This is a genomic window from Streptomyces sp. NBC_01210 (assembly GCF_036010325.1).
GTDB lineage: Bacteria > Actinomycetota > Actinomycetes > Streptomycetales > Streptomycetaceae > Streptomyces.
In genome coordinates this window covers 7,695,893-7,707,954 of record NZ_CP108549.1, presented here as the reverse complement: position 1 = coordinate 7,707,954, position 12,062 = coordinate 7,695,893, and the positions used below count along the sequence as shown (strand labels likewise).

Sequence of the window (12,062 nt, the reverse complement as noted above, 5' to 3'; positions counted from 1 at the left end):
GGGGCACCGCTCTGCGCTGGGCTACCCGCATGGCCGAATCGCACCTCGATTCCGAGAATCGCGGGTGCGCGAGGAATCGCGGGTGCGCGAGGAATCGCGGGTGCGCGAGTTTACGACCCCGTATTGAGGTCACACGAAGGACGAACTGCTGATGTCGATTGTTGGGATGTGAGCACTGTGGCTGCCGACGAGAAGGCCAAGGCGAAGGCCGAGCAGGCCAAGGGCAAGACCAAGGAGGCGGCAGGCCGGACGGTGGGCAACGAGCGGATGACCGCCGAAGGCCGTGCCGATCAGGTCAAGGGTGACGCCCGCCAGGCGAAGGAGAAGATCAAGGACGTCTTCCGCGACTAGCCGAGTACGTCCGACACCTCACCGCGCATGAAGCAAGGCTCTCGTGGTCCGTTTCTGACGGCAGACCTCGAAACCTCGCAACTGCACTGTTCTCGCTGCCAGTTCTGCAAGCCGGAGACCGTGCTGCGCGCGAGGGAGCCAGCAATGTCTTCCAGGGGCCGGCTTGGGGGCCGGCCCCTGGAAGACATGCCGCTGCTGGTCGCGGCGCCCGGGAATCTCGCCGGACGGACCGCCCGGCCACAAGCCACTCGGCCATGCCCGCACCCAGTCGGAGATCATTTACGGAACGGGCCATTAGACTCGGTGAATGGCGAAGTACTTCGACGTGCACCCCGAGAATCCTCAGCGGCGCACCATCAGCAATGTGGCCGACAGCATCCGATCCGGCGCGCTCGTCGCGTACCCGACAGACTCCTGCTACGCATTGGGATGCCAGCTGGGCAGTCGTGACGGCATCAGCCGGATCCGGTCGATCCGGAACCTCGACGATCGTCACCACTTCACCCTTGTGTGCCAGAACTTCGCGCAGCTGGGTCAGTTCGTGCACATCGACAACGACGTGTTCCGCGCGATCAAGGCAGCGACGCCCGGCAGTTACACCTTCATCCTGCCTGCCACGAAGGAGGTACCGCGCCAGTTGCTGCACCCGAAGAAGAAGACGGTCGGAGTCCGGATTCCTGACCATGTCGTTGCTCAGGCTCTGCTCGCCGACCTCGGCGAGCCGCTGCTCTCCAGCACCCTGCTCCTGCCCGACGAGGAGGAGCCGATGACACAGGGCTGGGAGATCAAGGAACGACTCGACCACGTGGTGGACGCCGTGGTCGACTCGGGCGACTGCGGCACCGAGCCGACCACGGTCATCGACTTCTCCGGCGGCGAACTCGAGATCGTACGCCGAGGGGCAGGCGACACCACGCGGTTCGAGTAGCCGCGAGGAGAACCCCTAACCGTCGGCCGCACCGTCCAAGTGCGGCAAGAAATGATCGAGGCGTTCCCGCTTGGTCCACAAGTAGGCCATGTTCTCTTCGCGCGGCGGGATCAGCAGCGGAACCGGCTCGGCGATTTTGATGCCGTACCGCAGCAGCGCTTCGCTCTTGAGCGGGTTGTTCGACAGCAGCCGCACGGATTGCACGCCGAGGTCGTGCAGGATGTCCGCCGCGACCCGGTAGTCGCGGGCGTCGGCCGGGAACCCGAGGGCGAGATTCGCCTCGACCGTGTCAAGACCCTCCGCTTGGAGCTTCATCGCCCGGAGCTTGCCCAGGAGACCGATTCCTCGCCCCTCGTGCCCCTGGAGATAGACGAGAATGCCGCGCCCCTCCGTCACGATGGTGTGCAGCGCGGCGGACAGTTGGTCGCCGCATTCACAGTGCTTGGACCCGAAGACATCTCCGGTCAGACACTCGGAATGCACACGGGTCAGCGCTCCGTCTCTCTCGATATCGCCGTATACCAGCACCATTTGTTCATCGCCGCTTTCGCGGTCCAGGTAGCCGATAGCGAGAAAATCGCCGTGCATGGTGGCCAGCCGCACTTCCACCACTCGTTCGACACCTGATGGACGAACACTGTCAACGAGCACGCCATCACTTTCTGTCATGACCCTGATCCTATCTGGCAAACTTCTGGCAGTGTGAGGGAAAATGGCGAACGTACATCAACTGGCTGCCCGTTTCATCACGTTCGACCACGGGCGCGCAGAGTGCACAACGAAAGGCCGGAAAGACATGAGCGGTTCGGGAACGCCACAGCCATGGGGCCTGTGGCCACTGGACTCCACGGAGGACGTGAGGACCCGGCGGGCCGATGTCGCCGTCCTTCCGATCGGCAGCTTCGAGCAGCACGGGGCGTTTCTCCCCCTGGTGACAGACACGGTCATCGCCTCCACCATCGCCGGGGAGGTCGCTGCCGCCCATCCGGTTCACCTCCTTCCTCCGCTGACGTTCTCCTGCTCGCACGAGCATGCTGCCTGGCCGGGAACCGTGAGCATTTCCGCCGCGACCCTCTACGCCGTCGTACGGGACATAGCCGACTCGCTCCGCCGGTCCGGTGTCGGCGCCCTGATTCTGGTGAACGGGCACGGCGGAAATTACGTACTGCGCAATGTGGTTCAGGAATCCGCCGGCAGCGGAATCCGTATGGCGCTTTTCCCGGGCTCGGCGGACTGGGATGCGGCACGGGTCAGGGCTGGTGTCCAGACCCCGTCGCACAGCGATATGCACGCGGGTGAAGTGGAGACATCGATTCTGCTGCACGCCCACCCCGAACTCGTCCGCTCCGGTTATGAAACCGCCGATTTCCTTGCCGACGACCGTAAGCATCTACTCACTCTGGGCATGCCTTCCTATACGGAGTCCGGTGTCATCGGCCGTCCGTCAATGGCGTCCGCCGAGAAGGGAAAGGAGCTGCTGGCCGGACTTGTCGACTCCTTCGGTGAGTACGTCTCACTTCTCACCCCGCGGGAGACGCGATGACCGGCCGCAGCACCGTACTCGACGCGGCAGAGGCCTGGGAGCGGCTGCGGGGCATCCGGTCCGAGCCGGACGCCGAGGCCGCCGGGCTGGTCCGGGGAGCGGACGGCGGACGGCTCTGGAGGCAGGAGGCCTCGCCCGAGGCGGAGTTGCTCGCCGACCGCTATCTGCCGGTGTGCCTGGCCGGTCCGCACCTCACCTTCGCCCAACTCGGGCAGAGCCTGGACGGGTTCATCGCGACCCGTACCGGCGACGCCGACTATGTCACCGGCGAGGAGGACCGCTGCCATCTGCACCGCCTGCGTGCGCTCGCCGACGCGGTGGTCGTCGGGGCAGGCACCGCTGTCGCCGACGACCCCCAACTGACCGTGCGTGCCTGCCCCGGGGCCAACCCGGTGCGCGTTGTCGTCGATCCGCACCGCCGCGTACCGCTGAGTCACCGGGTGTTCACCGACGGGGCAGCACCGACCCTGTGGGTGGTGGGCGCGGGCAGTGACCACCGCGAGGCCGTTCCGGACGGGGTCGACATCCTGACGCTGCCGGACAGCGACGCGTTCGCCCCGAACCGGCTGGTGCAGGCGCTCGCCCGGCGCGGCCTTGGCCGGGTGCTGATCGAGGGCGGCGGTGTCACCGTGTCGCGTTTCCTGGGCGAGGGCGCACTGCACCGGCTCTACGTCACCGTGGCACCGGTCCTGCTCGGCGACGGCGTCCCGGGGCTCCGCTTCGCCGGTCAGCCGGTGATGCGGGATGCCCTTCGCCCGCCGGTGCGACGCGCCGTCCTCGGCGAGGACACGCTGTTCGAGCTGGAGCTGCGGGCGCCGCAGACGGACGAGCCACTGACCGGCGATCACCCCGATACCGGGCAGGCTCGCGGCGAAGGTGAGCACTCCGTAGACCACGGCGACGGTCAACCCCTGGGCGGCGCCCAGGCCGGCGGCGCCGAAGGCCCAGGCGGTGACGCCTTCCCTGGGGCCCCAGCCACCGACGTTCAGCGGCAGCGCCATGGCGAGCAGGGCCAGCACCATCAGGGGCACGAGCTGGGCGAACGGAGCCGTTGACCCCGCTGCCCGGGCGGCGAGAAGGAATGTGCCGAGGTGCCCCGCGAGCACCACGACGGACGACATCACCACTCCCGGCCAGCTTCTGCGGGCGAGCAGTCCGAGCCGCGCTTCGGCCAGCGCGGCTCGGACCGCCCGGCGCCATCGTGATGTGCCCGGCTTCCTGCCGAGACGTACGGCGACCGTGATCATCAGCCCGCCCACCACGGCGAGGGCCAGAGCGACCACCGGCGACGTGGCGAGGTGATGGGTCTGAGCCAGGGCCGGGGACGGCTGGGCGACCAGTACCGTCACACCGACCGCGATCAGGACCAGCTGGCCCGCGGTCCGTTCGAGGACGACCGCGCGCACGCCGCGGCCGACGTCACCCGTGTTCTGCCCGTGCCGCACCGCGCGGTGCACATCGCCGAGTACGCCGCCGGGCAGCGCCGCGTTCAGGAACAGGGCCCGGTAGTAGTCGGCGACGGCCCGGCCCAGTGGCAGCCGGATGCTCAGGCCGCGCGCGACGAGGCGCCAGCGCCAGGCGCTGAACACGGTGGTGAGCAGGCCGAGTCCGAGAGCGGCCAGGAGGGTCGGGCCGTCGATCCTGCTCAGCCCGTCCAGGAATGCGCCGGTGCCAAGACGCCACACCAGCACCGCGAGGATGCCCGCTCCGGCGATCGTGCCGACCCGGGCCCGGACCGTCTGCGCGCTCATGATGTCCCGCCCGCAGGCCGGGGCAGCGCCAGGAGATCGCTGTGGTACACCACCACCCGCAACTCCCCCGCCGCGCACGCCTCCAGGCGGCGACGCAGATACGCGTCGGCGCGCTGCGCCAGGGCCGGGCGCTCCTCACAGGCCGCGCCGACCCAGCCCCGTAGCCACTCCGCCATCAACGCCGACTCATCGGCGCCGAGCCGCCACGGACTGGCCAGCACCCGTACCATCGCCCCTTGCCGTGCGAAGGCCACGGAGGCCACCGACACGGCATCGGGTCCGAGCAGCCCGCTGCGGCGCTGGTGGGCGTCGAAGGCGTCGGCGAACTCCGCGTCCAGCGGATCGGCCGGTGTCAGCTCGACCCGCCCCACCACGGAGAGGGCCAGCAGGGCCGGGCAGCCGGCTTCCGCGCAGGCCGCGGCGATCCCGTCCACCTCGTCGCGGGTGAGCACGTCCAGCAGAGCGGAGGCCGTCAACAGCGAGGCGCCGTCCAGGTCTTCCGCGGTCAGGCGGGCGATGTCACCTCGTTCGGTCGCCACCGTCACGCGGCTGCCGTCTGCCGCCGTACGGGGCGTTCGCACGGCGGCCAGGTCGAGCAGAACGGGGTCGCGGTCGTGCAGGATCCAGTGCTGGGGACCGTTCAGCCGGGGTGCGAGCCAGCGTCCCATGGAGCCGGTGCCGCAGCCGAGATCGCGGATCACGATCCCGTCGGGCCATCGCTCCTGACCTGCCAACCAGTGGTGGAGCGGCTCGAGGAGCCCGGCTGCGCGGGCGTCGGCGTCGGCGCCCTCCCGCAGCTCCAGCCACTCGGGTGCGTAACCAGGCGCGTCGGTCGTACTCACGCGGCCCTCCGGGGTTCGAGGCGGAGTTGTTCGAGCGCGCCGGCCAGGTTCCGCGCCGTCGCCTCCCAACCGTCCAGCGCGGTGCGCCGGTCGTGTGCGGCCGTCTTCAACCGGCGGCGCAGGGCGGGCTCGCCGAACCAGCGACGCAGTGCCGTCGGGAGTGCCGCGGGGTCTTCCGACGGTACGAGCATGCCCGGCACGCTGCCGTCGGGCGCGTGCCCGACGGCCTCCGGGAGCCCGCCGACGGCCGTCGCCAGCACGGGAATACCGCGCGCGAGCGCCTCGGTCACGGCCATGCCGTACGTTTCGGCGTACGAGGTGAGCACCATGAGGTCGGCGGCGGCGTAGCTCGCGTCCAGCTCCGCGCCGGCCTGCGGTCCGACGAGGTGGACCCGGTCGCCGAGACCGGACTTCTCGATCAGCTCCCTCAGACTGGCGACATAGCCGGGATCCTGGTCGAGGCCACCGACGCATACACAGGTCCAGGGCAGGTCCGCGACGGCCGCAAGTGCCTTCACCAGCCGGTACTGCCCCTTGCGCGGGGTCACCGAGGCGACGCACAGCAGCCGCGAGGCTCCGTCGGTGCCGGGCGCCGAAGGCTCGATATCGGCGCCGGGGGCGGCGACATGGACCCGGCCGGAGGCGAGCCGGTGGTGGGCCACGAGCCGGCGGGCCGCCCAGTTGCTGGTCGCCACGACCGCCGGAACGGCGCGCAGAGTTTCTCGCTCCAGGGCGTCCAGGTCCGCCGCCCGGGCGGGGGCGAGTCCTGTCTCGTCGCCCAGCGGCAGGTGCACCAGTACCACCAGGCGCAGCCGTTCGGTCTCTCGGACGACGATGTCGGGAACGGCGCAGGCGACGAGTCCGTCGAGGAGGACGACGGTGCCGTCCGCCGCCTCCGCCAGGATGCGGGACAGCTCGGCGCGAGCGGCCGCTCCGGGCTGTGGCCAGGTGCCCGCGACGGTGTGTTCGTGGACCTGCCAGCCGATGCCGGGCAGGTCCCGGCACACGCGGCGGTCGTAGACATTGCCGCCACTCGGCGCGGCCGGGTCGTCGACGCCGCCGGGCATCACGATGTGCACGGAGCGTGCGGTCACGGTGGTAACGGCGGCGCGGTTCACAGGGTGCGCTCGTAACTCGCCCAGGCGATGTGCGATTCGTGCAGGGTGACCGCGATGCCGGCCAGGCCGCGGGCGCCCTCGCCCAGTGCCCCTGCGTGCACCCGGTCGGCGAGGCGGTCGGCGATGATCTTGGCCAGGAATTCCGTACTGGTATTGGTGCCGGCGAAGTCGGGTTCGTCGTCGAGATTGTGGTAGTTCAGCTCGCCGACGACGGTCCCGAGCTCCTGAGTGGCCAGTCCGATGTCGACGACGATGTTGTCGGCGTCCAGCTCGGCGCGGCGGAAGGTGGCGTCCACGAGGAACGTCGCTCCGTGCAGCCGCTGCGCGGGTCCGAAGACCTCTCCGTGGAAGCTGTGAGCGATCATGATGTGATCACGGACGGTGATGCTGAACAACGGGCGACCCTCCAGGTGCGGCGCGTCCGGCCCTTTTTTGCCGGGCCTGTCGTGTAGTACGGCCGACCTGGCCTCCTTGTTCAGGCCAGATCTGCAGCTTGTTCAGGCCGGATCTGCGGCGGCGTCGTACAGAACCCGGTGGCACAGTCCGGGCAGCTCTCCGGAGGCGAGCCTCGGCAGCACCTCCGGCAGTTCGTCGAAGGCGCATTCACCGGTGACCAGTGCGTCGAAGGCGGGGTCGGCGAGCAGGTCGAGCGCGATCGCGAGCCGGTCGGCGAAGGTCCGGCGGGAGCTCCGGGCCGGGGACACCGTCCCCACCTGGCTGCTGCGCACGACCAGACGGCGGGAGTGGAAGGCCTCGCCCAGCGGCAGGCTGATCCGTCGGTCGCCGTACCAGCTCAGTTCGAGAACCGTCCCCTCCGGGGCGAGGAGTTCCAGTGAGCGCGCGAGCCCTGCCTCCGTGGCGCTGGCGTGGACGACAAGATCACAGTCGCCCGCGGCCTCCTCGGGGAGCGCGAAGTCGACGCCGAGCGCCCTGGCGATGCCGGCGCGTTGAGGATCCGCGTCGACCAGTTGGACGCGCACGGCCGGGTACTGGGCCAGGACGGCGGCGACGCTGCAGCCGACCATGCCCCCTCCCACGACGGCGATTCGGTCGCCGATCAGCGGCGCGGCGTCCCACAGGGCGTTCACCGCGGTCTCCACCGTGCCGGCCAGCACCGCTCGCGGGGCGGGAACGCTGTCCGGGACGGGCGTCACGGCGCTCGCGGGGACGACGTACCGGGTCTGGTGCGGGTAGAGGCAGAACACCGTTCGGCCTAGTAGGTGCCGCGGTCCTTCTTCGACAAGGCCGACATTGAGATAGCCGTACTTGACGGGCCCGGGGAAGTCGCCGTCCTGGAACGGTGCCCGCATCGTGGAGTGCTGGCTCTCCGGCACGCCGCCACGGAAGACAAGGGTCTCCGTTCCACGGCTCACACCGGAACAGAGGGTGCGCACCACAACGTCGCCATCGTCGGGCTCCGGCAGGCGGACATCCCGTATCTCGCCATGACCGGGCGAACGAATCCAGAAGGCTCGTGCTTCACGTTCCATTGGCGTCTCCTGAGCAATCGGGCGACGATTCGCGTACTGATCTTCAAGAAGCCGCGCACACGGTACGCGGCACTCATGGATCTGTCACTCGGCCGGAGGATGCACGGTGGCCTTGAACAACGCGTACGACACGAGGCCAATGCGGCACGAGACCGCCGTGGGAGCGGGCGCTCAGGTCCTCCTGTTGGCCCTGCTCGGCACGGCAATCGGTCTGGGGCCCGCGGGCTGGCTGACGGGCCTGGCCTTCGCGGTCGGCACCTGGGCCGTGCTCACCCGCGCCCTGCGCCGGTCGTGGCTCCAGTCCTTCGGAGCGGCCAACCGCGTCACACTGGCCCGCGCGACGCTCGTCGGGGGTGTGACCGCGCTGGTCGCGGACTCCTTCGAGAGTCCGCCGCCGGTCACGGTCCTGGTCGCTCTCACGACGGTGGCGCTGATCCTCGACGCGGTCGACGGCAAGGTCGCCCGGCGCACCGGCACGGCGTCCGCCCTGGGGGCACGCTTCGACATGGAGGTCGACGCGTTCCTCATCCTGGTGCTCAGCATCTATGTCGCCACCGCGATGGGCCCATGGGTGCTGCTGATCGGCGCCCTGCGGTACGCCTTCGTGGCGGCGGCCCGGGTGATGCCGTGGCTGTCGTACGGGCCGCTGCCCCCGAGCACGGCCCGTAAGACGGTGGCCGCGCTGCAAGGGATCGTGCTGCTCGTGGCCGGCGCGGGAATCCTCCCGCCTCTGCCCGCTTTCGCGGCGGTCCTCATGGCGCTGATGCTGCTGATCTGGTCCTTCGGACGGGACATACGGTGGCTGTGGCGCGTCAGGGTCCAGGAGCCGACCGCCGGCTGACGCTTGATGTGCCCCGAAACTAGGCAAAAGTGCTTCCGACAGGTACCTTTCGCTCCCTGAGTTGAACAGTGCGGCGTCCCAACTCGGGGAAGGGAGACGCCATATGCCGGGTATCGGTCCTCCGCGCCGTGCCGAACCTCCGCGGTCGGGGAGTCTCGCCGACTCGGTCTACGAAACCGCTGAGCACGACCCCTCCCTGGTGCAGTTCTCCCGCCGGGCGTCGCCACGGTCGGACGACTGGGAACCGACGACCGCGGAGCAGTTCCGCCACGAAGTCCTGTCCGTGGCAAAGGGTTTCCTGGCCAACGGCATCCGGTTCGGCGACCGGGTCGCGCTGATGTCCCGTACTCGCTACGAGTGGACGGTGCTGGCATACGCTCTGTGGTCCGTCGGCGCAGAGATCGTTCCTGTCTACCCCACGTCGTCCATCGAGCAGGTGCGCTGGATCCTGTACGACGCCCAGGTCCGGGCCATCGTGGTCGAGCATGAGAACCACGCGATGACCGTGGCGGCGGCATCCGACGCGGAGACCCAGCTGTCCGCGATCTGGCAGATGGACCTGGGCTGTGTGCCGGCCCTGATCCACCAGGGCCTCGGTATGGACGACGACCTGATCCACCGTCACCGCGCCGCCGTACTGCCGGACCAGGTCGCCGCGATCTGCTACACCTCCGGCACCACCGGAACGCCCAAGGGCTGCCTCATCACCCACGCCAATCTCGCCGCCGAATGCGACATCCTCCTCGAAGGCTGGGGCGGGATCATCGCCGAGCCGGGTGTGCAGCCGGCGATCCTCAACTTCCTCCCCGTGGCCCATATTTACGGACTGATGGTCGTGGTCGCGTGTCTGCGTGGCGGCGTCCGCCTCGGCCACCAGCCGGATCTGACGCCCGAGACGCTGCTCCCCGCCCTGGCGTCCTTCCAGCCCACGTTCCTCTTCGCCGTGCCGTACATCTTCGAGAAGATCTTCCACAAGGCCCGCCGCACCGCCGAGGATGCGGGTCGCGTCAGCCTCTTCGACAAGGCCGCGGCCGTCGCGGTGCGCTACGCCGAGGCCGTGGAACGCCACTCCATGGGCTCGGGCCATGGCCCGAGCCCGACCCTGAAGGTCCTGCACTCCGTTTACGACCACCTGGTGTACAGCAAGCTGCGCGCCGTACTGGGCGGCCAGGTACGCAACGCGGTGTCCGGCGGCTCGACGCTGCGGAGGGAGCTGGGGCTGTTCTTCGCGGGCATGGGCGTCACCGTGTACGACGGGTACGGCCTCACGGAAACCGCGGGCGGGATCACGGCCCAGCCGCCGGGAGCGGTCAGATTCGGCACGGTGGGCCGGCCGATTCCGGGCTGCGCGGTACACATCGCGACGGACGGCGAGGTGTGGGTACGCGGCGACACGGTCTTCGCCGGCTACCTCAACAACCCCAAGGCCACCGAAGCGGTGCTGCGCGACGGGTGGTTCGCCACCGGCGACACGGGCCATCTCGACGACGAGGGCTATCTCGTCATCACGGGGCGCAAGAAGGACGTCATCATCACCAGCGGCGGCAAGAGCGTGGCCCCGTTGCCCCTGGAGGAGCAGCTGCGCCACCATCCGCTGATCTCGCAGTGTCTGATCGTGGGCGACGACCAGCCGTACATCGCGGCGCTCATCACGGTGGACCCCGAGGCGCTGGCGCACTGGCAGGCGCTGAAGGGGAAGCAGCCGTCGGACATAACGGCGATGACGGACGACGAGGACCTGCGGGCGCAGATCCAGCGGGCGGTCTCGCGGGCCAACACCCGCGTTTCGAGGGCGGAGTCCATCCGGGCGTTCCGGATCCTGCCGAACGAATTCAGTCTGGACGCCGGTCTGATGACACCGACGCTGAAGCTCAAGCGGCGGGCGATCGCAGGGGCGTACGCGGCGGACATCGACGCGCTGTACACGCGCTGATCCTGTCGTTTATGGTCCGGATCCGAACGGGACATCCAAACGGCACTGCATGCTCACCCCTGAGAACCTGGGCAGCAGGCGGAGACGGTCTGGTTCCGTTCCGCCATCCGAACAACCACCAGCAAGGACCTTCATGGACCACATCGTCGAGACCTCCGAAGGCTCATTTGCTGTTCCCTCGCCGGATCACAGGTGGACCGTGTTGTTCTTCATCACAGAGCCGGGCATCGGAGAGGTGCTCCCTGCGCTGGCCGGCTGCACGACCGGGCTGTGCTCCGTGCGCGACGCTTCGGCGCGTTTCGCACGGGCCGACGCCCGTGTACTCGGCGTCAGTGCTCACACACCGGGCCATTTGTCCGCGTTCGCAAAGGAGCGCGACCTCGGCTATCCGCTCGTCGGTGACAGCCAACTGACGCTCGGCCGCGCGGTGGGGGCGCCCGAGGTCCAGGTGGGCGACCGGATCCTGTTCTCCAGGGCCGCCGTTGTCCTCGACCGCTCGGGAGAAGTACGGGCGCTGCTGCACCCGGTCCCGGATCCCGCGCAGCATGCCGCCCTCGTCCTGGACGAGCTGGACAGGCTTGACGGCCTCGCCGGGGAGGGCGGCGCCTGATTGTGGTCGGCCGACGTGACGGCGGACGAAGCGTCCGTCTTCGCACTTCGCAACGTGGTTGCTGCCGGCGTCACGCCCCCGGGGAGCCCAATGCGATTTCCGTGCCTTGGCCGCCCCATCCTTCAGGGCTGCGCCAGAGGACGTGGACATCGAAGACGTCGCGGACGGTGTCGGCCGACCAATCCTCGGCGGGCGGTTCGGAGAGGACCAGATAGAGGCCATCGGCCGGGGTGGGCAGGGTGTGGTTGATCTCGAGGAGGCGCGTCGCTCCCGAGCGGAGGTCCGCGTACGTGGAGCGGCCGGCCCCCGCCCAGGCAGCCCGCTGCCGCGCCGAACTGGGCCAGGTCACCGATGCGCTCGCCGCCCTCCAGGACGTACTGAACGTCGTACGGACCCTCGACAGCGACGTCAGCGAGGAGGCCGTCGAGCTGCGGCACAACATCGGGATGCTGCTGCTCGCCCAGGGCCGGGCCGCCGAGGCCCGGCAGATCCTCGAACCGCTCCACGAGGACATCTGCATGCTGTTCGGCCCCGAGGACGAAATGAGCCTCGAGATCGCCGAGGCACTCGCCGTGATCCGCCTCGGACTCGACGGCACCGGGGCCGGATGAGCGACGCGTACACCTCGTGCACCTTAGCTTGGGGCGTTCGAGGT

Annotated in this window: 11 protein-coding genes and 4 pseudogenes; 8 read left to right on the top strand and 7 right to left on the bottom strand. The window is 69.3% G+C overall.

Annotated features, from left to right (window positions below; translation table 11 throughout):
• Nucleotides 1-177 precede the first annotated feature (177 nt).
• Nucleotides 178-351, top strand: a complete 174-nt coding sequence (locus tag OG735_RS34775; protein WP_327328560.1) for a CsbD family protein — start codon at nt 178-180, stop codon at nt 349-351.
• 307 nt (nt 352-658) lie between these two features.
• Nucleotides 659-1,279, top strand: a complete 621-nt coding sequence (locus tag OG735_RS34770; RefSeq protein WP_327327097.1) for an L-threonylcarbamoyladenylate synthase — start codon at nt 659-661, stop codon at nt 1,277-1,279.
• Nucleotides 1,280-1,294: 15 nt separating this feature from the next.
• On the opposite strand, the gene ribA is transcribed toward OG735_RS34770, so the two are convergent.
• Entirely contained in the window at nt 1,295-1,948 is a 654-nt protein-coding gene (gene ribA, locus OG735_RS34765; RefSeq protein WP_327327096.1) for a GTP cyclohydrolase II, read from the bottom strand.
• Nucleotides 1,949-2,075: 127 nt separating this feature from the next.
• On the opposite strand from ribA, the gene OG735_RS34760 reads away from it, so the two are divergent.
• Together OG735_RS34760 and OG735_RS34755 are read left to right on the top strand one after the other, a co-directional pair.
• On the top strand, nt 2,076-2,822 hold the full coding sequence (locus OG735_RS34760; protein WP_327327095.1) for a creatininase family protein: 747 nt from the start codon (nt 2,076-2,078) through the stop codon (nt 2,820-2,822).
• Nucleotides 2,819-3,469, top strand: a pseudogene (locus OG735_RS34755) (RibD family protein); the annotation flags it as partial. The gene OG735_RS34760 and the pseudogene OG735_RS34755, both read left to right, overlap by 4 nt.
• A gap of 273 nt (nt 3,470-3,742) precedes the next feature.
• Here the strand turns inward: OG735_RS34755 and OG735_RS34750 are convergent.
• From OG735_RS34750 to OG735_RS34730, 5 genes and pseudogenes are all read right to left on the bottom strand, one after another.
• Nucleotides 3,743-4,573, bottom strand: a pseudogene (locus OG735_RS34750) (lysylphosphatidylglycerol synthase transmembrane domain-containing protein); the annotation flags it as partial.
• Complete coding sequence (locus OG735_RS34745) at nt 4,570-5,484, bottom strand: class I SAM-dependent methyltransferase (RefSeq protein WP_442812540.1); 915 nt, start codon at nt 5,482-5,484, stop codon at nt 4,570-4,572. The pseudogene OG735_RS34750 and the gene OG735_RS34745, both read right to left, overlap by 4 nt.
• On the bottom strand, nt 5,412-6,482 hold the full coding sequence (locus OG735_RS34740) for a glycosyltransferase family 4 protein (RefSeq protein WP_327328559.1): 1,071 nt from the start codon (nt 6,480-6,482) through the stop codon (nt 5,412-5,414). Before OG735_RS34740 ends, OG735_RS34745 begins: the two co-directional genes overlap by 73 nt.
• Nucleotides 6,483-6,529: 47 nt before the next feature.
• Complete coding sequence (locus OG735_RS34735; protein WP_327327093.1) at nt 6,530-6,928, bottom strand: 6-pyruvoyl trahydropterin synthase family protein; 399 nt, start codon at nt 6,926-6,928, stop codon at nt 6,530-6,532.
• A gap of 102 nt (nt 6,929-7,030) precedes the next feature.
• A complete protein-coding gene (locus OG735_RS34730; RefSeq protein ID WP_327327092.1) occupies nt 7,031-8,023 on the bottom strand; it encodes a zinc-dependent alcohol dehydrogenase in 993 nt (330 codons plus the stop codon).
• A gap of 106 nt (nt 8,024-8,129) precedes the next feature.
• Between OG735_RS34730 and OG735_RS34725 the strand changes: the two genes are divergently transcribed.
• From OG735_RS34725 to OG735_RS34715, 3 genes are all read left to right on the top strand, one after another.
• Nucleotides 8,130-8,864, top strand: coding sequence for a CDP-alcohol phosphatidyltransferase family protein (locus OG735_RS34725; protein WP_327327091.1), 735 nt, complete (start codon nt 8,130-8,132; stop codon nt 8,862-8,864).
• A 103-nt stretch (nt 8,865-8,967) separates the two neighbouring features.
• The gene (locus OG735_RS34720) at nt 8,968-10,797 is read left to right on the top strand and encodes an AMP-dependent synthetase/ligase (RefSeq protein WP_327327090.1); all 1,830 of its coding nucleotides are present in this window, start codon (nt 8,968-8,970) and stop codon (nt 10,795-10,797) included.
• A 202-nt stretch (nt 10,798-10,999) separates the two neighbouring features.
• Complete coding sequence (locus OG735_RS34715) at nt 11,000-11,407, top strand: redoxin domain-containing protein (RefSeq protein WP_327327089.1); 408 nt, start codon at nt 11,000-11,002, stop codon at nt 11,405-11,407.
• 70 nt (nt 11,408-11,477) lie between these two features.
• Here the strand turns inward: OG735_RS34715 and OG735_RS34710 are convergent.
• Nucleotides 11,478-11,714: pseudogene (locus tag OG735_RS34710) on the bottom strand (hypothetical protein); the annotation flags it as partial.
• Between OG735_RS34710 and OG735_RS34705 the strand changes: the two are divergent.
• Nucleotides 11,704-12,018: pseudogene (locus OG735_RS34705) on the top strand (tetratricopeptide repeat protein); the annotation flags it as partial. The pseudogenes OG735_RS34710 and OG735_RS34705 sit on opposite strands and share 11 nt — an antisense overlap.
• Between the last annotated feature and the right edge of the window lie 44 nt (nt 12,019-12,062).

Coding starts and splice junctions, on each gene's coding strand:
- OG735_RS34770 (WP_327327097.1), top strand. CDS start 659: ATGGCGAAGTACTTCGACGTGCACCCCGAGAATCCTCAGCGGCGCACC.
- ribA (WP_327327096.1), bottom strand. CDS start 1,948: ATGACAGAAAGTGATGGCGTGCTCGTTGACAGTGTTCGTCCATCAGGT.
- OG735_RS34760 (WP_327327095.1), top strand. CDS start 2,076: ATGAGCGGTTCGGGAACGCCACAGCCATGGGGCCTGTGGCCACTGGAC.
- OG735_RS34740 (WP_327328559.1), bottom strand. CDS start 6,482: ATGCCCGGCGGCGTCGACGACCCGGCCGCGCCGAGTGGCGGCAATGTC.
- OG735_RS34730 (WP_327327092.1), bottom strand. CDS start 8,023: ATGGAACGTGAAGCACGAGCCTTCTGGATTCGTTCGCCCGGTCATGGC.
- OG735_RS34720 (WP_327327090.1), top strand. CDS start 8,968: ATGCCGGGTATCGGTCCTCCGCGCCGTGCCGAACCTCCGCGGTCGGGG.